This is a genomic window from Pseudomonas sp. DR48 (assembly GCF_019823085.1).
GTDB lineage: Bacteria > Pseudomonadota > Gammaproteobacteria > Pseudomonadales > Pseudomonadaceae > Aquipseudomonas.
The window spans coordinates 2,621,102-2,641,321 of record NZ_CP081946.1 but is presented as its reverse complement, the minus strand read 5'-3'; the positions used below and the strand labels follow the sequence as shown (position 1 = coordinate 2,641,321).

The following is a 20,220-nucleotide window of genomic DNA, read 5'->3' as shown; positions in this document are numbered from 1 at the left end:
AGTCCTATGTCGGCGGTACGCATCGGTCCATATACATTGCACAACGGCTTGATTCTCGCACCAATGGCGGGCGTCACAGACCAGCCCTTTCGTCAGCTGTGCAAGCGACTGGGCGCAGGACTTGTAGTCTCTGAAATGGTCACCAGCGACATGAGTTTGTGGAACACCCGCAAATCGCGGATGCGCATGATTCACGAAGGTGATCCCGAGCCTCGCTCGGTACAGATCGCCGGTGGCGATGCACAGATGCTTGCGGATGCGGCCCGAGCGAATGTCGAACTGGGCGCACAGATTATTGACATCAACATGGGCTGTCCGGCGAAGAAGGTCTGCAACAAGGCCGCCGGTTCCGCACTGTTGAAGGATGAAGCGTTGGTCACCGAGATCCTGCACGCCGTAGTGGCTGCGGTCGATGTGCCGGTCACCTTGAAGATCCGCACCGGCTGGGACCGGGACAACAAGAATGGTTTGACGGTGGCGAAGATCGCCGAGCAGGCAGGCATCACGGCGTTGGCGGTCCATGGCCGCACCCGTGCCGACCTGTACACCGGTGAAGCCGAGTACGACACCATTGCCGCGATCAAGCAGGCAGTGTCGATTCCGGTCTTCGCCAACGGCGATATCGATTCACCCGAGAAGGCCCGGTACGTACTCGATGCGACCGGTGCCGATGGCCTGCTGGTAGGCCGGGCAGCCCAGGGGCGGCCATGGATTTTTCGTGAGATCGATCATTTCCTGCGCACCGGCGAGAAACTCCCGGCACTGGAACTGATCGAGGTGGAACGCATTCTGCTAGAGCATCTGGCTGCACTGCACGTCTTCTATGGAGACGTTATGGGTGTCCGTATCGCTCGAAAGCATGTGGGCTGGTATCTCGCAACCTTGCCGGGCGCCAGGGAGTTTCGCGCCCACTTCAATCGTTTGGAAGATACGGAAGCACAATGCGCCAACGTTCAGGGCTTCTTCGCCGAACGTTATAAGAGCCTGACAGGGGACGGAGAAGGGGTGGCCGCATGACGATGATGACCGAGACTTTAGTGAGTGGAACAACACCCGTGAGCGACAACGTGAATTTGAAACAGCACCTCAACACGCCGAGCGAAGAAGGTCAGACCCTTCGCGGGAGTGTCGAGAAAGCGCTGCACAATTATTTCGCCCACCTTGAGGGCGCTGCCGTCACGGATGTGTACAACCTGGTGCTCTCCGAAGTCGAGGCTCCCCTGCTCGAGTGCGTGATGAACTACGTCAAGGGCAACCAGACCAAGGCCAGCGAGCTGCTCGGACTCAACCGGGGCACGCTGCGCAAGAAACTCAAGCAGTACGATTTGCTGTAAGCATTCAATCAAACCAGAAAGGCGCCCGCGTAAAAACGGTCGCCTTTTTTGCTGACTCCTTTGCTTTTGATGGAAATTGAAATGACCGACCAGACTACCCGCCTGCCGATCCGCCGCGCCTTGATCAGCGTTTCCGACAAGACCGGGATCCTTGAATTTGCCAAGGAGCTTGAAGCCCTGGGCGTCGAGATCCTCTCCACCGGCGGAACGTTCAAGCTGCTGCGCGACAACGGTGTTGCCGCAGTGGAAGTCGCCGATTACACCGGTTTCGCAGAAATGATGGACGGTCGGGTCAAGACCCTGCACCCGAAAATCCACGGCGGGATCCTCGGTCGTCGCGGTATCGACGACGCCATCATGAACGAACACGGCATCAAGCCGATCGATCTGGTGGCGGTCAACCTGTACCCGTTCGAAGCCACCATCAACAAGCCAGGTTGCGACCTGCCGACCGCCATCGAAAACATCGATATCGGCGGCCCGACCATGGTCCGTTCGGCAGCAAAAAACCATAAAGACGTGGCCATCGTGGTCAACGCCAGCGACTACGCCAGCGTCCTCGAAAACCTCAAGGCCGGCGGCCTGACCTACGCTCAGCGTTTCGACCTGATGCTCAAGGCCTTTGAACACACCGCCGCTTACGACGGCATGATCGCCAACTACATGGGCACCGTGAACCAGGCCGCTGAAACCCTCAGCACTGAAGGTCGCAGCGAGTTCCCGCGCACCTTCAACAGCCAGTTCGTCAAGGCTCAGGAAATGCGCTACGGCGAGAACCCGCACCAGAGCGCGGCGTTCTACGTGGAAGCCAAGCCTGCCGAAGTCGGCATCGCCACCGCGACCCAACTGCAAGGCAAAGAGCTGTCGTACAACAACGTGGCCGACACCGACGCCGCGCTGGAATGCGTCAAGAGCTTCGTCAAGCCGGCCTGCGTGATCGTCAAGCATGCCAACCCGTGCGGCGTGGCCGTAAGCCCGGACGCCGAAGGCGGCATCCGTCAGGCCTACGAACTGGCTTATGCCACCGACACCGAATCGGCGTTCGGCGGCATTATCGCGTTCAACCGCGAGCTGGATGCTGAAACGGCCAAGGCCATCGTCGAGCGTCAGTTCGTCGAAGTGATCATCGCGCCATCCGTCAGCGAAGAAGCCCGCGCCATCGTGGCCGCCAAAGCCAACGTGCGCCTGCTGGCCTGTGGCGAGTGGTCGGCTGACCGCGCCCCTGCTTGGGACTACAAACGTGTCAACGGTGGTCTGCTGGTACAGAGCCGCGACATTGGCATGATCAGCGCCGATGACCTGAAAGTCGTGACCAAGCGCGCACCGACCGAGCAAGAGATCCACGACCTGATCTTCGCCTGGAAAGTGGCCAAGTACGTCAAGTCCAACGCCATCGTCTACGCCAAGAACCGTCAGACCATTGGTGTCGGCGCCGGCCAGATGAGCCGCGTGAACTCGGCCCGTATCGCCGCGATCAAGGCTGAACACGCCGGTTTGCAAGTCGCCGGTTCGGTGATGGCATCGGATGCGTTCTTCCCGTTCCGCGACGGTCTGGACAACGCGGCCAAGGTCGGTATCACTGCGGTGATCCAGCCAGGCGGCTCGATGCGTGATGCGGAAGTGATTGCTGCTGCCGACGAAGCTGGCATTGCCATGGTCTTCACCGGCATGCGCCACTTCCGTCACTAAGCACAACGATCAACTGTGGGAGCTGGCCTGCCAGCGATAGCATCACCTCGGTTTAGCTGATAAACCGAGTTGTTTGCATCGCCGGCAGGCCAGCTCCCACAGAAAAGCGTCCCTGCGGCGCTCAACAGAATTAGCGTCATCCGAGGTTTTTGAAATGAATGTTTTGATCATTGGCAGCGGTGGCCGTGAACACGCCCTGGCCTGGAAAGTGGCTCAGGATCCGCGCGTGCAGAAAGTGTTCGTTGCCCCGGGCAACGCCGGTACGGCCACTGAAGCCAAGTGCGAGAACGTCGCCATCGACGTGCTGTCCCTTGAGCAACTGGCTGACTTTGCCGAGAAAAACGTTTCCCTGACCATCGTCGGCCCGGAAGTGCCGCTGGTCGCAGGCGTGGTCGATCTGTTCCGCTCCCGTGGCCTGGATTGCTTCGGTCCGACCGCTGGCGCCGCTCAGCTGGAAGGTTCGAAAGCCTTCACCAAGGATTTCCTCGCACGCCACAAGATCCCGACCGCCGACTACCAGAACTTCACCGAGATCGAGCCGGCACTGGCTTATCTGCGCGAAAAAGGCGCACCGATCGTGATCAAGGCCGACGGCCTGGCTGCCGGTAAAGGCGTCATCGTTGCGATGACCCTGGCCGAAGCCGAAGACGCCGTACGCGACATGCTTGCGGGCAACGCCTTTGGCGAAGCCGGTTCGCGCGTTGTGATCGAAGAGTTTCTGGATGGCGAAGAAGCCAGCTTCATCGTCATGGTCGACGGCAAGAATGTGCTGCCGATGGCCACCAGCCAGGACCACAAGCGCGTCGGCGACGGCGACACCGGCCCCAACACCGGCGGCATGGGTGCTTACTCCCCTGCCCCGGTGGTGACTGCCGAAGTTCATCAGCGGGTCATGGACCTGGTGATCTGGCCGACAGTTCGCGGCATGGCCGAGGAAGGCAACGTCTACACTGGCTTCCTGTACGCGGGCTTGATGATCGACAAGGCTGGTAACCCAAAAGTTATCGAGTTCAACTGCCGTTTCGGTGATCCTGAGACCCAACCGGTGATGCTGCGTTTGCAGTCGAGCCTGGTGTTGTTGGTCGAAGCCGCCCTGGCGCAAGCCCTGGACAAGGTCGAAGCGCAATGGGATCCACGTCCGAGCGTCGGGATAGTGCTGGCTGCTGGCGGTTACCCGGGCGACTACGCTAAAGGCGTCGCCATCAACGGTCTGGAAGCCGCCGCCGCTCTGGAAGGCAAAGTCTTCCACGCCGGCACTGCGCTCAAGGACGGTCAAGTGGTGACGGCCGGTGGTCGGGTGCTCTGCGCTACCGCCATGGGCGCCAGCGTCGATGCTGCCCAGCAGCAGGCTTACAAGCTGGCGGCCAGGATTGATTGGGAAGGCTGTTTCTATCGCAAAGACATTGGCTACCGTGCCATTGCCCGCGAGCGTGGCGAAAATCAGGAATAAGCGATCCATTCAGCCGGGCAAGGGCCTCAGGCCCTTGCCGGACTATTCCGGCGCCGCGCATAGTACTAATCTGGCATCAACCTACGAAGGGATTTCGCCGTGCGCTGGCTCAGGATTGCCATAGGTTTCACTGTCACATTGCTGACCTTGCTCTGCATGCTCCCGGCGTCGGCCGCGCAAGGCAGTGGCTGGGCAGTATTGCTTGATGAACAGGGCGACCTGCAGCTGAACGACATCCGTTCCGCTCGCTACACCAATCAATTCAGCCCTACCGAACTGGACCGCCTGACCGCGGCCGAGCCCGGAGGGGCGTTGTGGCTGCGCTTCAGGCTGACGCCCGGCAAACACGAGCAATTGCTGCGAGTGTTTGCGCCCGACCTGTCGCACCTCAACCTGTATGTACTCGACGGCGACACGCTGATCGATCAATTGAACACTGGCACCTCGCAGCCCCAGACTGACCGTCCCCTGCCCAGCAGCGACTTCATGTTGCCGCTGCCACAAAGCGACAAGCCCCTCGATGTCTACCTGCGACTCGTGTCCGAACACCAGTTGCGGCCTTTCATCACCCTGCAATCGGCGATCATGACCGCCGCCAACCAGAAGCAGACGCTGATTTACGGCCTGCTGTTCGGTTGCATCGGGATGCTCATCCTGCACAACCTCGTGCGCTATGCGTACACGCGATCGCGTAGCAGTTTGTGGCTCGCCGGATGCGAAGCGCTGTTGATGCTCAGCCTGCTGTTGCTGCTGAACCTGGCCGGACCCTGGCTACCAGACTGGCATGCCGTGCAGACGCCGGGCGCTTATCTCGCCTTGCTGCTGACGGCGCCCTGCGGCCTGATGTTCGCCTATCGTTTCTTCGCCCCACTCGGCCCGCACCCGCTGAACAAGCTGTTGCTGGGGGACATCCTGTTCATCGTGGTCTGCGGCTTGTTGCTGTTGTTCGTCAACACGCTGCCGCTCAATATCATGACCTACGCCCTGGTGGCGCTGGCCGGCCTGAGCATGTTGTTCGTCGGCGCCCATCACTGGCAAAAAGGCTATCGCCCGGCTCGCCTGTTCGTTGCGGCGATGGTGGTGTTCAACATCGGTACGCTGATCATATTGCCGGCCCTGCTGGGGCTGACCCAAGTTGCCCCCCAAGGCCTGATCATCACCCTGCTTGCGTTCATCTGCGTCAGTGGCCTGCTGATGAGCATTGCCCTGAGTGAACGACAGCGCAGCATCACTGAGGATCGCTTCAGCGTCAGTCGTGACCTGGCGGCCAGCAATGCCGAGATCAACGCCAAGGCCGAGTTCCTCGCCAAGATCAGTCATGAGATCCGCACCCCGATGAATGGCGTGCTGGGCATGACCGAGTTGCTGCTGGGTACGCCCCTGTCGGTCAAACAGCGTGACTATGTGCAAACCATCCACAGTGCCGGCAACGAACTGCTGACACTGATCAACGAGATTCTCGACATCTCCAAGCTCGAGTCCGGGCAGATCGAACTGGACGATGTGCAGTTCGACCTCAATGCCCTGATCGAAGACTGCCTGAGCATCTTCCGCGCCAAGGCCGAACAGCAGAACGTCGAGCTGATCAGCTTCATCCAGCCGCAAGTGCCGCGCGTCATCAGCGGTGACCCGACGCGCCTGCGCCAGACCTTGCTGAGCCTGCTGGAAAACGCCCTCAAGAAAACCGACGAAGGCGAGATCCTGATCGTCGTCGCTCTCGATGACCGCAGCGCCAAACCGCGCCTGCGCATCGCCGTGCAGGACAGCGGCGTGCCGATGGAACCCGAAGAGCGTGATGCCCTGATGCACGCCGAGCTGCACAGCAAGCACTTCCTCTCGGCGACCAGCCTGGGCGGTAATCTGGGGCTGGTGATTGCCCGCCAGTTGATTCGCCTGATGCAGGGTGAATTCGGTATCAAGAGCGGCGCCAACCAGGGCAGCACCTTGTGGCTGACCCTGCCACTGGACCCTGATCGACTCGAACATCCGACCTCGGACCTCGATGGCCCGCTGCAAGGTGCACGCGTGCTGGTGGTCGACGACAACGACACCTGCCGCAAGGTGCTGGTGCAGCAGTGCAGCGCCTGGGGTCTGAACGTCAGTGCCGTTCCGTCGGGTAAAGAGGCATTGGCATTACTGCGCACCAAAGCGCACTTGCGCGACTACTTCGATGTGGTTCTGCTCGACCAGAACATGCCCGGCATGACCGGCATGCAACTGGCGGCCAAGATCAAGGAAGACCCGAGCCTGAACCACGATATTCTGCTGATCATGCTCACCGGCATCAGCAACGCACCAAGCAAGATCATCGCGCGCAACTCCGGGATCAAACGTATCCTGGCCAAACCGGTGGCCGGCTACACCCTCAAGACCACCCTGGCGGACGAGCTGAACCAGCGCAACAAAGGCCAGGCCATGTCGCAGCAATTGCCAACAGGCCCGATGCTTCCGGTCAAGGTCCCAAGCGATTTCCGCATCCTGGTGGCAGAAGACAACAGCATCTCGACCAAAGTGATTCGCGGCATGCTCGGCAAGCTAAATCTGCAACCGGACACCGCCAGCAATGGTGAAGAAGCCTTGCAGGCGATGAAAGCCCAACGCTATGACCTGGTGTTGATGGACTGTGAAATGCCAATCCTTGACGGGTTCTCGGCGACTCAGCAGTTACGTGCCTGGGAAGTCGGTAATCAGCGGATTCGCACACCGGTGGTGGCATTGACCGCGCACATTCTCGCCGAACACAAGGAGCGCGCACGCCAGGCCGGCATGGACGGGCACATGGCAAAACCGGTCGAGCTGTCGCAGCTGCGCGACTTGATTGAGCACTGGGTAGCGGAACGGGATCAGCAAAACCGGGCGACGGCTCAAACCTCCTGAGCCGACAGACCTCGTAACGCCTGATAGACTCCCCCTCGACTTTCCCAGACTGTGAGCCTGCACCATGCTCCATGTGTTATTCAGCGTTTACCTGAAGATGCTGGTGCTCTATAGCCCGTTCTTCGTGTTGTCCTGCTTCATCAGTCTGACCCGCGGCTATTCGCGCAAGGAACAACGGCGCCTGGCCTGGAAAGTGGCGATTGCCACCCTGGTGTCCAGCATCCTGCTGTACCTGTTCGGGCGCGTGATTTTCAGCGTCTTCGGCATTACCGTCGACGCGTTCCGCATTGGTGCCGGCAGCGTGTTGTTCATCTCGGCATTGGGCATGGCCCAAGGCAAGTCAGCGGTACAGACCGACAATGTGCAGCAGGATGTGACGATCGTCCCGCTGACCATTCCCCTGACGGTCGGCCCCGGCACCATCGGCGCCTTGCTGGTGATGGGCGTCAGCCAGCCGCATTGGGACGACAAGCTCACGGCGATTCTCAGTATTGCCTTGGCCAGTTTTACGGTTGGCGTGGTGCTTTACCTGTCGAACCGGATCGAGCGGATTCTCGGTGACCAGGGCTTGCAGATCGTCAGCCGGTTGATGGGTTTGTTTGTCTGTGCGCTCGCGGCGCAAATTATCTTTACCGGGGTAAAGGGTTATCTGGTTCCCTGAGCGCACAAACGCCGCTGGTGACACGGCTGGAAAGCGCTACTGTTCTCGATCAACAAAAACGCCCCAAAAGGGGCGTTTTTGCATCTTGGCGGAAAGGGGGCCTGCCTACCGTCAAGCCAGCGCTGAAAGCTCCGGCACCCACGGCGCACGGCTCAACGACAAGAGTTGTTTAAACCCGATACTTTGCGGGTGTCCCTTTTGCGCCACCAGTGTGGCGACCAAGGTCGACACCGCGCACGACACATCCCCTTCCATCGAAAGAAACACATCGCCACGCACGCTCACATCACCGCCATGCACGCCCCGGAATATCAAACTGTGCCCGCTGTCCGCATCGACAATCACCAAGTGCTCATCCACCAGGCTCGCCCATAACTGATCGGCGACCTTGATATCCCAGATCAGCTTGCCTGGAATCAAAGGCCGCTGGCCCAGTGCATAGCGGCAATCGACAATCACCGATTCAAGCTTCAACCAGATCGCCTGGGTGAGCCGGCTCGTGACGGTGCCTTGCCCCATCCTGAGGACCAGGATGCTGACATCATCGGCGAGCAACGCCAGCAGGTCCTGACTCCTCGCCGGAGCGTCGATCACCTGCACTTCGCCCGTTCGCCGGACATAGTCGAGTGGCCCGGCATGGCCCTTTTGCGGATAGCTGCTCAGGCGCCCTTCTGGTCGTTCATACAGCAGCACGCTGGTTTGCTTCTGTGTGCCGATCAGCTCGTAGGCGAACCTTATGTCGGCATTCGGGACGCGGATCAATCGCCCGGTTTTAACCACGAACCATTGGTGGCTGTCGGGCGCGGCGACGGTTAGAAAAGGTGCGCATCGATGTTCGTTCGCCAGCCCAAGCAAGGCCTCGCTCAAGTCACCGTCATTGCTGGCAACCCAATGACCGTCGACGCCGGTAATCAACGCCGGCTCCCGATAATCCAAAGCCAGCTGGATGCCTTCAGGCGTTATTGCCCGCAGGCCCGTACCGTCGACCGTCACCTCGGCAAAGCGCCACGAATCCCACTCCTGCTGCGGTGCCGGCACTGCCGTCGCGGACACCTGTTGTGAACCCTCGGCGAACGCCTTATCCAGAACCGCGACGTCGATGAAGTCCTGCCGATAGACGCCTCCCGTTGAAAGATCAAACAACCAGACGGCCTGCCCATCCGGGGTGACATTGAGCAAGCGCACCGGTTTTCCATGGCCAAGGCTCGAGAGCAGGAGCCGATCGCCCACGTACCAGGCGCACAACTTCCCGTCGCCTGGAGTTCTGGCCAAACCCAGCAAGGCAAAGCTTGAGACCGGATACTGCATCGCAATGCCGTGCAGTGCCGACCACCACTGTGGCCGATCCCGGAACCAGGCGTCGGCCAGCCCGCCGAACTGCAGATGCCCCTGTTCGTTCAGATTGAAAAACAGCCCGGTATCAGTGAGGGCGACATAACCCGAATCAAGGGCAATCATCTCCTTCAACCCCGTCGGCGCGATGCGCATGTTGACCCATTGCCCGCGATCGCCTGCCGCTGACCATTGCTGGCGCACCAGAGTGCGCTGGGTCTTGTCGAAGATGACCATCACGTCGGCATCGGCCCCGGCAGGGGTAATCAGCACCAGGTCATCCAGCGTCTTGATCGAATCCGGCCACCCTCGTGCACGATGCCCACGGGCAGGTGCGCGAATGATTCTGCGATCCCTGTCGCGAACCCACACCAGATCCCGTACATCGGCCTCAATCAGCCAGCAGACAGAGATCAAAGCCGCAAACTGCCAGTCAACCGTCTGACTGGCCTTGGGCGGCACAAAGTCGCCCAGGATCGGCGTCCAGTCAGCCAGCGTGTCTCCCGCCAACAATGTCGCTAACGCAGGGTCGAGGTTGCGGGTGATGGAGCACAGCAACGCCCTCTGCTCGTGAACCAGGAAGACGAGCTCATCATGAGAGCCATCCTCGCGCGACACTTTCTGGACGATCTGAATGGCACCGCTGGCCAGGAGAGTAACGCCGGTGATTTGTGTTTCGGCATTGGTCACCCACAGGCGATAGCGCTGGATGAGCGTGCCGGTGGTCGCGTCGACCTGCCAGATTTCATACCCCTGGGGATGATAAAAGTAGGCGCAACCCTGAACGACGGTGCCCAGCATGACCTCGTCGGCCAGCAACACGTCGTGGTTACGGATGTACAGAAAACGATCCTGAGCCGCATCGTAAAAGGCCACGACGGTTCTGGGCTCGTCGGGCTTTTCGAAGGGAACGACAAACCCGTGGACCGGGGTGTAAGGCATCGCCAGCCTGTGCGCTTGAGCCAGCGTCTTGAAGTGATCGAGTAATGCCTGCTCATCAAGCGTGACGTCGGCTTCTTCCTCGATCAACACCAATTGCAGGGTGTTCTGGTCCAGTCGCATGACTTTGTTGCCCGCCAGTTTGAACAGCACCTCGCGCCGGGCGGTCCCCGTCAGTTTGACGTCGACCGTGCCGGCCGAGAATTGGTCGGCACGTGTTATCTGGAGAGCCTCTTCGTCCAGCCAGCGGGCTTCAATCACCCAGCGCATGACGCCATTACCCGGCGCATCGAGCGCCAGGCTGACACCGGGATTGAGCAGGACGGAGCACTGGGCGCCGGCACCCTCGATACGGTAGGTAATCAGGCCGTGCCACTCCTTGGGCAGCACGGGTACCACCAACGAGCGCTCGAGGCGGTCGAGGCGGACGTTGAACACGGTAGGTTTGTAGACAGGGTTCAGCCGACTGATCACGTATTCGCCGGGAAACGAATAGAACGAGAACAGAAACTGCAATCGACCGTCGCTGTCTTTCTGCTCCAGGCGACGCGCCGTATCGAACCCGGCGTCATGGCGGGTCGTGACAAAAGGCAACAACGTGTAATCGTAGCCGTACCAGGTTTTTGGCGTGCAGGGCAGCACGATCGCCTGGCCGGCCAGTGGTTTGAACGCAGCCGTGGCAGGCAGTCCAAGCCCCTGACGGATATCGATGGCGCGCTTATAGTCGACATCGAAATCCGGGACACCTAGGTGGTCATGCAACGGGAATAATCTCGGGCTGTCGAAGCGCACGGTCGATGCGCGCAGGTCCAGTTCGGCGAATCCCGGCAGTGGATGAGCGATCCAGGTATTGGAGGCCTCGTCCAGGTGATAGCCGCCCTGTCGGTAAGCTTTTTCGAGGCGGTCAAAGAATAGCCCGACCTGCTTGGCTTCTTCGGCGATAGCTGCGAACCCTTCAGCCAGCGCGGCAACGCCCACGGCCAGACCGCCCAGAATGACACTCACGCCGCCCAACACTGCCGCAGCCGTACCGGCCCCGACCAGACCGGCGCCAATGCCCGCGGCAGCCAGTGCCGCGCTGGCGGAATCGAAGGCCAACTGAGTGCCAAACTGCGCCTTTTGGATGTCATTGGCCGCGTGGTTCAACTGATAGATATCGAACCCGACATTCACCAGCCCCAGCACGGTTCCCACCCCTTCATTGCCGATATGCCCCAGCGCCCCGCGCACTAACGGAGCACTGGTTCGAGCAATAATCTTCTCGTCGTTCAGCGCCTGCCGGACCAGTTGGATAACGCCCAGCACATCCACCACGTTGCCATGGAGCAACTGGGCATGGTTCACATAGGCATGCAGGCGAATGGCCGTGGTCAGGGCATTGTTCTCTTCACTGGCGGCCCCTTCGTGATGACGCAACGCGTTCATCAAGGCTTGAACGGAAAAACCGGCGTTGAGGGTGTGGACGCTGCCGGCCTCCGTGGGATCAACCTCGTTGACGCGCTGGCGGCCGCCCAGGGTTTCGAACACCCGGGACAGGTATTGCTTGATCCCGATGAATCGATGATCGCCGGTGCTGACAACCGTAATGGCTTGTTCGGCTTTGGGATTGACCAGACTCAACGTGTACTCGCCGGTCGGCGTGACGTGCAGCGTTTCAAACAACGGCACGATATCCGCTGACAGTTGATGCTGCGCCTGTAACTGGCGGGTCGCCTGCGCAATCTGCTCTCCCCACCCCTGCGCATCAAGCTCCAGCAACGAACGCCCCAGCGCGGCGTTGTTCACCAGGGATTGGCCACGACCGCTGGCCAACCGTTGCCGTAGCGGGGGCGTCATCTGCTCCGGCAACGGCCCGGGTTCAAACAGACTTGAAAGCGGGAGGCCGGAGTGGAACAGCTGCCGGTTCAGTGCGTGGCCGTCGAGTGCGATCAGGTCAAACTGCGGGTGGCCCCCGACGAAGGACGCTGCGTAGTTCCTGGCCATTTCGTGCTGGATGAAAAACGCGGTCAGCGCCTTGCTGAACGAGTCCGCTCGATCGAATTCGAAGACGCCAAAATTCGGATCGAAAAAATGCCAGGTGCTCTGCCCGCCATTGATTGTTTTGGCGACCAACATGGCATGGCTGTCAGTGTTGAGCAGCAGGGTGCAGGTTGAGGGTTGCGCCTCCAGTCGTGCCACGACACCCGCCAGATCGGCGCGAGGCAATGCCATGCCGATCTCGCTGAGCTGAATGCCGCGAAGCTCCTCGAGCATGCTCAAGAAGGATTTGGAATCACTGTCCCTGGCGGCGATGACACCCAGATAAAACCGCTCGCGCAAGGTGTTGCCCGCCTGACCGCCCTTGGTGATAGCACCGGCCATGCTCAAGGCCAGGGGCAGGCAACGTCCGGCCACGCGGTCGCCGGTACCTTCGAGCAACAAGTCCTGCGGCACCAGTTTGAAATAGCCCTCGTCGAAACTGCCCAGCACGTCTTCTGCGCGTTCGACAATCCGGGTCCGGTATTCAAGCTTCGCCACTTGCTGAATCCGCGCGACAGACTGACCCCATTGATACAGCGTGAGGTCCTGCGCAAGTGCTTGCTGGCGGAGCTGCGCAGCTGTTTCAGCGAAGCTCGGCGAATGTTCGGAACCACTGCTCAACCCGGCCTCGAAAGCGGGGCTGTGCACATTGAACACTGCATGTTCTATCGCCGAATAAGCGAGGGAGGGCCCCCGCTCCGCCACCGTATTGGCAAGGTTTTCCAGCTTTGCGCTGACGGCGTCGAAGCTTCGGTTATCCAGCATCCTGGCCCCCGACAGAGCCCCCAGCATCAGGCGTTGCAACGGATTCACCTGACCGATGGGCAGCGATTCCCTGGCGATCCGGTTGAGCAATTCACCCACCGCCAGGTCTCGCGTGTCGGGGTCGGGGAGCGAAGCCGGCGGCCGCATGCTGGCCTGCTGCGCGATGATCAGTTGCCGCTCATCGAAGCTCAGGGATATCCACCGATCGAATATCATGCTGCCGGTGTGGCGTTGACGCATGGCTTCGAGGAACGGCTTGCCGAGATGATCGGCCAGGCGCTGCAACACATCGGTGATCAGCACATGGCGACCTTCGATAACCGGCCAGCCTTCCTCGAAATCAATGCTTTGATAGTCAAGCAACTGCGTCAGATCACCGGCGTAGCGCGCCTTGAACGCCCCTGCCTTCCAGCGTTTTTTTTCCTCGGCGAGCCATTGGTGAGCGTTGCCCTCGGCCTCTTTCCAGGAGTGGTCCTGTTCCTCTTCGGTAAAGCGGTTGACGCTATCGGCGAGTATCGCCTCGGCGTTCCATTGTTCAACCAGCCCGACGGTGTAAGGCATCTGCAAGGCATCCGCCATGGCGTGACGTACCGCTGCGGGTCCGGTGAGGTAGATGGTGCTGTCACCGTCCGGCAGCAGGCCATCACCAAAATAGCCGACGACGCCCTTTATCAAGAATTCGACAGCCACTTCTTCAAGCTCGGGCAACCTGTCCAACGGGCCGAAGGTTTGCAGCGCAACGTCCTTCGCTATCTTGCTCAGCGCCTGATCATCGGACAAAGGGGCCCCATCCTGGACGGCCCGCTGCGTCACTGCGTCGAGAAAGTCATAGTTGATCCTGAAGCGCTCGAGCACGACTCCCAGCATTTGCGACTTCGCGTGCGCCATCAACCATGCATTGCTGAGGCTGTTGGAGTCGATGACAGCGCGCAGACCATCGAGTCGTACACGCTGGTCTTGTGGGGGAAGAAAAACATCAGTCAACGCAGGTGTGTTCTTGGCAAAGCGCTCCAGGGTTTCGCGATATTCCTGTGGAATACGCTCCAGAAAACTCGTGTACTTGTTTGCCTGACGGCCCGGCATCCACTGCGGGTTGTTATTGAGCAGCAACTGCAAAACGCCTAGCCGCGCATTGGGATCGAACTGACTGATATCCACCGTGCCAACGGAATTGGCCAATGGCGGCAGATTATCGACATCGGAATAAATACCGCCTTCGGCAAACAACACTTCGGCCCGCAGCACATCAGAGGCCGCTGCCAGGTTTCCCCGTAGTCGGATTTCACGCTGATAAATATCGTTCACTTGAAACGAAGACTGTTCTGTTTTTACATCCCGTCGTTCCAGCCCCTCGAGGGCGACGCTGCGCAAGTTTTTATCGCGCAGCGCCTTGAGCGCAACTTCATCCTGAGCATAAGCACTCACGAGAAGATCAACTCTCGCGTCGTCGGCGCTGCCGCCTTTTTTTACCACCTCGTTGATATGCTCAAACATCTGCGTCTTGAGCACGATCGCCCGCTCTTCGTAGAGTCGCTCCAGTTCTCCGGGGTTATCGAGCGTGTCTCCTCCTTGGGTCATGGCGTGCGCTTTCGCTGCCTGGATAATGATCCGGTTGGTTTCGTGGGCGAGCAGCGCGTCACTGTCATACCAGAGTTTCAAGGTATAACCCCGATGCGCCAGCACCTGCTTCCAGACATTGATGTAGTCGCGCTGAATAGCCCCCAGACCGCCCCCCAGCCAGACAAAATGCAGGATCTTCGGCACTTCGACGGGCATCGATTGAAGGAGCGAGACGTGGCTGCTCAAGCGCTCCTGAAAGGCTTCGACCCTGTCGTGAATCTCCATCAGGTCCGGCGCCTGCGTCCCTTTGGGCTGAGGCGGGCGTTCCAACTCAGAGGCGCGCCGACGGCGACCATACGGTGTCTGCAAGGACGCCAGGGCTTCCTTGAGCAACGCCACGGGTTCACGTTGCCGCTCGGGAGCCAAGTCACGGGTACACGCAAGGTAATACCGCACGATCGCCTCGTATTCGGCCGTTCCTTTGAAGTCTTCGAGCGCCGTTTCAAGTTCAGCTAGTTGAAACAAAGCGGCAAATCCCTTGACCCCGTCCGCCACCCGGTTATCGATATTCATAACGCATCACATCCTGTCATCGTTGAGAACGCTGGATAAAAACAGTGGGCGGCGCAGTGCAATGCCTCGATATGTAATCGGAGCGCGACCCATCGTTAATAAATGGAAAACTTAGAAAAAGAGCTGATTAAACAATGCTTAATCGAGCAAGCCCGCAACTGCACTTACCACTGCAACTTGCACAGCCGTGCAATCACCGCCCACTTCTAAAAACACTAAACGACGACCACAACAACTTCAACCAACTCAAAAACCCATTAATTAATTACACTTATCCCAATATATAAGTGTAACTTTTGATCTTTGCCTGACATGTTTATTAACGATAGGCGCACGACCGCAAACAACATGGGCTGTGTCGGTTGTTTCACAACATGACGGTCAAAGTGACGAAGAGTCCTGGGTGGACGAGGGCATTTTCCAGGCGCGTTATGGCGATGTACGACGGGTTTGCGAGCGAGTTTCCAGGGAGGCGCGGTGACAAATCCTACGCACGGAAACGAGGGAGCTGCGGCCAGCCGGGCTGGCCGCGATGGCTTAACCGGCTGGCTTGTCGCCGTACCAGCGTGGCGTATACACCCACTGACCGCCCTCGGCACGAGGGAAGGTGCAGGTTGTGGAAGAACCGATCAGCACCATGGTGCGCATGTCCACCTGATCCGGGGTCAACTGCCCCAACGTGATAACACGCAGGGTCTGCCCCGGACGGCCGATGTCCCGACCCAATACCACCGGCGTTTCAGCGGTACGGTGCTGCGCGACAATCTCCAGCGCACGGCCCAGTTGCCACGGGCGGGAACGGGATATCGGGTTATAGAACGCCAGCGCCAGATCGGCCTGAGACGCCAGGTCCAGACGTTTTTCGATGATCGCCCATGGCTTGAGGTTGTCCGACAGCGACATGACGCAGAAGTCATGCCCCAACGGCGCACCGGCCTGGGCCGCCGTCGCCAGCGACGCAGAGACACCCGGAAGGATTTCCAAGTCAACGCTATGCCAGCTCGGCTCACTCGATTCGTGTAACGCTTCAAGCACGGCAGCGGCCATGGCAAACACGCCGGGATCACCCGACGATACGACCACCACCGAGCGCCCTTGAGCGGCCAGTTCGAAAGCATGGCGAGCGCGCTGCATTTCCTCGCGATTGTCGGTGCAATGCAGCACCTGATCATCACGAAACGGACCGGCCATGCGCACGTAGGTTTCGTACCCGAGCACATCGTTGGCGCGTGCCAGTTCGGCCTTGACCGCCGGCACCATCAGCTCGGCGGCACCCGGGCCCAGGCCGATCACCGCAAGACGTCCGCGTGCACGACCGATCTGCGCCAGGTCCAGCGGCTGGCTCGCCAGCGCAATCGCCAGGCCGTTGCCTTGGAAAACGATGGCGGCGTCCGGCAGCGCGTGACGGGCCAGTTCGCTGACGTCGCCACCCACCGAGGCAAAACGCAGCGGCACGCCCAACTCAAGCGCTGCTTCACGCAATGCTGGGTTGGCCATCTGCTGCTCGCTGGCCAGCAGGCACGCCAACGATTGCACGGCGATGTTCGCCTGCCGCAGCGCCGCGCGAATGGCACTCGGCACCTGGGTTATTTCGCCACTCACAGCCACCAGCACGCTGCGCGGGTAGATCATCAATTCATTGGCCGCTGGGGCGCGCTCGGCACTGCCGATGTGGATCGACAACGGTGCCTCGGGATCTTCCGGCAACTGCGCTTGAGCCAGCCAGGGCGCAGCACCTTCGATGCGCACGTGTTGACCTGCCAGCAGGTCCGAGACAAAGCGTTTGCCCAGTTCCAGATCACCCAACGTATAACCGCTCGGTGGATTGAGCAGGCATGTGCCAAAGCGCAATTCGCCACTGGTGGTGATGGCCGCAGAGACGTCGAGCGCGGCGGCGATTTCTCGCGCCATGACGTTCACCCCACCCAGCCCGCCCAACAGCGGCACGACAGCGCTGCCGTCTTCGGCCACGGCCAGAACCGCTGGCTCGGCGCCTTTTTCCAGCAGCAACGGTGCCAGGGTGCGGATGACGATGCCGGCCGCGCACAAGGCAATGACCGGGATGTCCTGTTGATAGAACTCACGCAAGGTCGCGCCAAACTCGTGATAGACACGGTCAGCGCCTTCAACCCGCCCGGCCAGGCCATGGATCAATGCGCCGGGATACACCTGCTGAATCTTGCGCGCAGTGGCAAGGCTGCCATTGCCCAGAATGACAATGGCCGGAACTGGACGGGACATCAGCCTTGCCACCTTTCGCCAGGAACGATGATCAACGAGAAATACGGCGAGGACATCGGCTCGACCTGATCCAGCGGCACGATTTTCTGATTGGCCATGGTCGCGCGCTCGACGTACAGCGCACGCTGCGCCAGGCCGAGCTCTTCGAGCACCTGGCGGACCTTGGGAAAGTTGCGCCCCAGTTTCATGATCACCGCCGCATCGGCATCGGCCAGACGACGCTTGAGATCGTCATGGGGCAGCACGCCGGACAGCACCGACAGGCTCTGATTGCGATACACCAGCGGCGCGCCCAGAACGGAAGCCCCACCTAGCATCGAGCAGACACCCGGCACCACTTCGGCCTCATAACGCTCGGCCAGACGATCATGCAGGTACATGTAGGAGCCATAGAAGAACGGATCGCCTTCGCAGATCACCGCCACGTCCCGGCCAGCGTCCAGGTGCGCGGCGAGTTCTTCGCCGGCCGCATCGTAAAAATCGCTGATCACTTGCTCGTACGACAGCGGCGCCGGCAACGCCTCGGTGGTCACCGGGTACACCAGTGGCAGCAGCGTTTGCGCGTCCTGCAAATGCGCTTCGATGATGCCGAAGGCGTTGCCCTTTTTACCCTTGGCAACGAAATACGCCACCACCGGCGACTCGCGCAACAGGCGCAGGGCCTTGACGGTAATCAGCTCCGGGTCACCGGGGCCGACGCCCAGGCCGATCAAGCGTCCAGGCTGCTGCATCATTCGATCTCCGTGGCGAGGGCATTGACGGCAGCGGCGGCCATGGCACTGCCACCCAGCCGGCCCTGCATGATGACAAACGGCACGCCACGACTGTCCGCCGCCAGCGCTGCTTTCGATTCGGCGGCGCCGACGAAGCCCACAGGGAAGCCAAGAATCAGCGCCGGTTTCGGTGCGCCCGCGTCGAGCATTTCCAACAGATAAAACAGCGCGGTCGGCGCGTTGCCGATCACCACCACACTGCCTTCCAGGTGCGGACGCCACAGCTCCAGCGCGGCGGCGGAGCGGGTGTTGCCCAGCTCAAGGGCCAACTGCGGGACACTGTCGTCGCGCAGGGTGCAGATGACTTGATTGTTCGCGGGTAACCGCGTGCGGGTCACGCCTTCGGAGACCATCCGCGCATCACACAGAATCGGCGCGCCAGCGGCCAGCGCATCGCGCCCGGCCTTGCCCGCGCCGTCGGAAAATTGCAGTCCATCGATGGCATCGACCATGCCGCACGCGTGGATCACCCGCACCGCGAGTTTTTCCAGGTCGGCTGGAATACGCGCAAGGTTGGCCTCGGCGCGAATGATCGCGAAGGAGTTGCGATAGATCTCCTGACCGTCGCGGATGTAATCAAGCATCAAGGGGGCTCCGTGAGCGGGCGTCGAGCAAGGCCGCGACCGCTTCAATAGTAAGGTTGCGTGCGTGCAGCGCGCCGAATCCCGGCTGCGCTGCATCGCGAAAATAGAGGTCATAGTGACCGGGAGAAACCGCCAGCAAGGTCATCGGCGCAATGTGCGCCGCCGCGCAGGAACGTTGGCAACCGGACACATGCACGTCCAGGGTCCTGCCGTGGCTTTGCAGCAAAGCCGCCAACCTCCGGGCATCGCCCTTTGTGTCGGCCAGGCCTTTAGCGCAGCCGGGCGAGCCGGTGCAGGCAATGAGGTGCGCGAGGGCATCATCGGCCGAGCAACGCAGGCCGAGCTGTTCGAGGCTGTGGATAACGTGCGCCGCCTCGTCGACCGCGACGCCGGGCAAAAGCAGACTTTGCCAAGGCGTGAAACGCAGACTGCCATCGCCGCGTTCTCGCGCCAGTTGCGCTGCGCCCCTGAGCATCTCGGGATTGAGGCGGCCCAACGGCGGCACCGCGCCGATATAGACATGCCCGGCATCACGCTGCGGATGCGCGCCGATATGCAAGACATCTGGGCTGACTGTGCGCTGCCAGCTATCGATGGACTTCAACGGCACGCGCTCGGCCAGGCGGGCGAGAAACAGGTCGAGCGAACATTCGCTGAGCAAGTGCCGCATCCGGGTCTGCTCGTGGCGCGCGCACTCCAGAAACAACTCCAGCACCGCGACCACCAATGCGTGGCCCTGCTCCAGCGACACCGCGCCCGCCGGCAGGTCCACCGGGCATCCCGCCAAGCCGAAGGCGAAAACGCGCTCGCCGTCACGCTCGGTGGCGGACAACCACAGATCATGGGGATGTTCGAGCATCGCCAGACCTTCACCGCCGTCGAGTTGCACGGCGAATTTGGCGCTGAGGTCGTGGAAGCGTGCATGGTTTTGCAGCGTGGCAAGGATCTGCCCGGCCAGCGGACGCGTGTCGAACAGCATCTGCTGATCGATGCCGGCGCTCGGGCTGAGCATCAGATTGCGCACATCGTCACCGGCTGCGCTGCTTGGGCCCAGTCCGGCGGCCATCAGGCTGTCGATCAATGCACGGTGTTCGCTGCCGATCCCGCGAATCTGCAGGTTGGCGCGGTTGGTTGCCTCGATCACGCCGCCGGCAAAGCGCTCGGCGGCCTCTGCCACCGCGTCGGCCTGCGCCGCACTCATCGAGCCGCCATTCAATTTGATCCGGCAAATGCCGCCATCCAATGCCTGGACGATACGCAGCAACCCCGGGCAGGCCGAGGGGCGTAAGGCTGTGGACATCGGACGTTCGTTCAAGGGCGCGACCGGCTGTGTGGGAAAGGCGCTTCGCGGGCGAAGGCGCGGTATTATGCCTGCTTTGTTCGACGGCATGAAAAGCCTGCCCGTCGGAACAGTCCGTTTGAG

The 20,220-nt window shown here is 60.7% G+C and carries 11 protein-coding genes; 6 read left to right on the top strand and 5 right to left on the bottom strand.

The features are described from left to right. Positions 1 to 6 precede the first annotated feature (6 nt). The 6 genes from dusB to K5K95_RS11915 all read left to right on the top strand — a co-directional run bounded on the left by dusB (position 7) and on the right by K5K95_RS11915 (position 8,011). Positions 7 to 1,017: a tRNA dihydrouridine synthase DusB gene (dusB, locus tag K5K95_RS11940; RefSeq protein WP_208670221.1), complete on the top strand. Its 1,011-nt coding sequence runs from the start codon at positions 7 to 9 to the stop codon at positions 1,015 to 1,017. Further along, on the top strand, positions 1,014 to 1,334 hold the full coding sequence (gene fis, locus K5K95_RS11935) for a DNA-binding transcriptional regulator Fis (protein ID WP_007907419.1): 321 nt from the start codon (positions 1,014 to 1,016) through the stop codon (positions 1,332 to 1,334). The genes dusB and fis overlap by 4 nt, the downstream gene beginning before the upstream one ends. An 81-nt stretch (positions 1,335 to 1,415) precedes the next feature. Beyond that, the gene (gene purH / locus K5K95_RS11930; RefSeq protein WP_090176058.1) at positions 1,416 to 3,023 is read left to right on the top strand and encodes a bifunctional phosphoribosylaminoimidazolecarboxamide formyltransferase/IMP cyclohydrolase; all 1,608 of its coding nucleotides are present in this window, start codon (positions 1,416 to 1,418) and stop codon (positions 3,021 to 3,023) included. A 154-nt stretch (positions 3,024 to 3,177) separates the two neighbouring features. Beyond that, positions 3,178 to 4,473: a phosphoribosylamine--glycine ligase gene (gene purD / locus K5K95_RS11925; RefSeq protein ID WP_222589600.1), complete on the top strand. Its 1,296-nt coding sequence runs from the start codon at positions 3,178 to 3,180 to the stop codon at positions 4,471 to 4,473. Positions 4,474 to 4,572: 99 nt separating this feature from the next. Continuing rightward, the gene (locus K5K95_RS11920; RefSeq protein ID WP_222589599.1) at positions 4,573 to 7,350 is read left to right on the top strand and encodes a hybrid sensor histidine kinase/response regulator; all 2,778 of its coding nucleotides are present in this window, start codon (positions 4,573 to 4,575) and stop codon (positions 7,348 to 7,350) included. Positions 7,351 to 7,414: 64 nt separating this feature from the next. Then, positions 7,415 to 8,011 (top strand): MarC family protein, encoded by a 597-nt coding sequence (locus K5K95_RS11915; protein ID WP_222589598.1) that lies wholly within the window; start codon positions 7,415 to 7,417, stop codon positions 8,009 to 8,011. Positions 8,012 to 8,122: 111 nt separating this feature from the next. Here K5K95_RS11915 and K5K95_RS11910 read toward each other — a convergent pair whose 3' ends face one another. The 5 genes from K5K95_RS11910 to cobG form a co-directional block, all read right to left on the bottom strand. Continuing rightward, positions 8,123 to 15,199, bottom strand: coding sequence for a TcdA/TcdB pore-forming domain-containing protein (locus tag K5K95_RS11910; protein ID WP_222589597.1), 7,077 nt, complete (start codon positions 15,197 to 15,199; stop codon positions 8,123 to 8,125). A 537-nt stretch (positions 15,200 to 15,736) separates the two neighbouring features. Beyond that, positions 15,737 to 17,440, bottom strand: coding sequence for a precorrin-3B C(17)-methyltransferase (cobJ, locus tag K5K95_RS11905; protein WP_222589596.1), 1,704 nt, complete (start codon positions 17,438 to 17,440; stop codon positions 15,737 to 15,739). Further along, positions 17,440 to 18,171 carry a precorrin-2 C(20)-methyltransferase gene (locus K5K95_RS11900; protein ID WP_033063954.1) on the bottom strand — a complete coding sequence of 244 codons (732 nt, stop codon included), beginning with the start codon at positions 18,169 to 18,171 and terminating at the stop codon, positions 17,440 to 17,442. The genes cobJ and K5K95_RS11900 overlap by 1 nt, the downstream gene beginning before the upstream one ends. Further along, positions 18,171 to 18,797 (bottom strand): precorrin-8X methylmutase, encoded by a 627-nt coding sequence (locus K5K95_RS11895; RefSeq protein WP_090176078.1) that lies wholly within the window; start codon positions 18,795 to 18,797, stop codon positions 18,171 to 18,173. The genes K5K95_RS11900 and K5K95_RS11895 overlap by 1 nt, the downstream gene beginning before the upstream one ends. Next, the gene (gene cobG / locus K5K95_RS11890; RefSeq protein WP_315903122.1) at positions 18,790 to 20,097 is read right to left on the bottom strand and encodes a precorrin-3B synthase; all 1,308 of its coding nucleotides are present in this window, start codon (positions 20,095 to 20,097) and stop codon (positions 18,790 to 18,792) included. The genes K5K95_RS11895 and cobG overlap by 8 nt, the downstream gene beginning before the upstream one ends. Positions 20,098 to 20,220 lie beyond the last annotated feature (123 nt).

What these genes read in the sequence shown, in the direction of transcription:
- dusB (WP_208670221.1), top strand. Translation starts at nt 7, where the DNA reads ATGTCGGCGGTACGCATCGGTCCATATACATTGCACAACGGCTTGATT.
- fis (WP_007907419.1), top strand. Translation starts at nt 1,014, where the DNA reads ATGACGATGATGACCGAGACTTTAGTGAGTGGAACAACACCCGTGAGC.
- purH (WP_090176058.1), top strand. Translation starts at nt 1,416, where the DNA reads ATGACCGACCAGACTACCCGCCTGCCGATCCGCCGCGCCTTGATCAGC.
- purD (WP_222589600.1), top strand. Translation starts at nt 3,178, where the DNA reads ATGAATGTTTTGATCATTGGCAGCGGTGGCCGTGAACACGCCCTGGCC.
- K5K95_RS11915 (WP_222589598.1), top strand. Translation starts at nt 7,415, where the DNA reads ATGCTCCATGTGTTATTCAGCGTTTACCTGAAGATGCTGGTGCTCTAT.
- K5K95_RS11910 (WP_222589597.1), bottom strand. Translation starts at nt 15,199, where the DNA reads ATGAATATCGATAACCGGGTGGCGGACGGGGTCAAGGGATTTGCCGCT.
- cobJ (WP_222589596.1), bottom strand. Translation starts at nt 17,440, where the DNA reads ATGTCCCGTCCAGTTCCGGCCATTGTCATTCTGGGCAATGGCAGCCTT.
- K5K95_RS11900 (WP_033063954.1), bottom strand. Translation starts at nt 18,171, where the DNA reads ATGCAGCAGCCTGGACGCTTGATCGGCCTGGGCGTCGGCCCCGGTGAC.
- K5K95_RS11895 (WP_090176078.1), bottom strand. Translation starts at nt 18,797, where the DNA reads ATGCTTGATTACATCCGCGACGGTCAGGAGATCTATCGCAACTCCTTC.
- cobG (WP_315903122.1), bottom strand. Translation starts at nt 20,097, where the DNA reads ATGTCCACAGCCTTACGCCCCTCGGCCTGCCCGGGGTTGCTGCGTATC.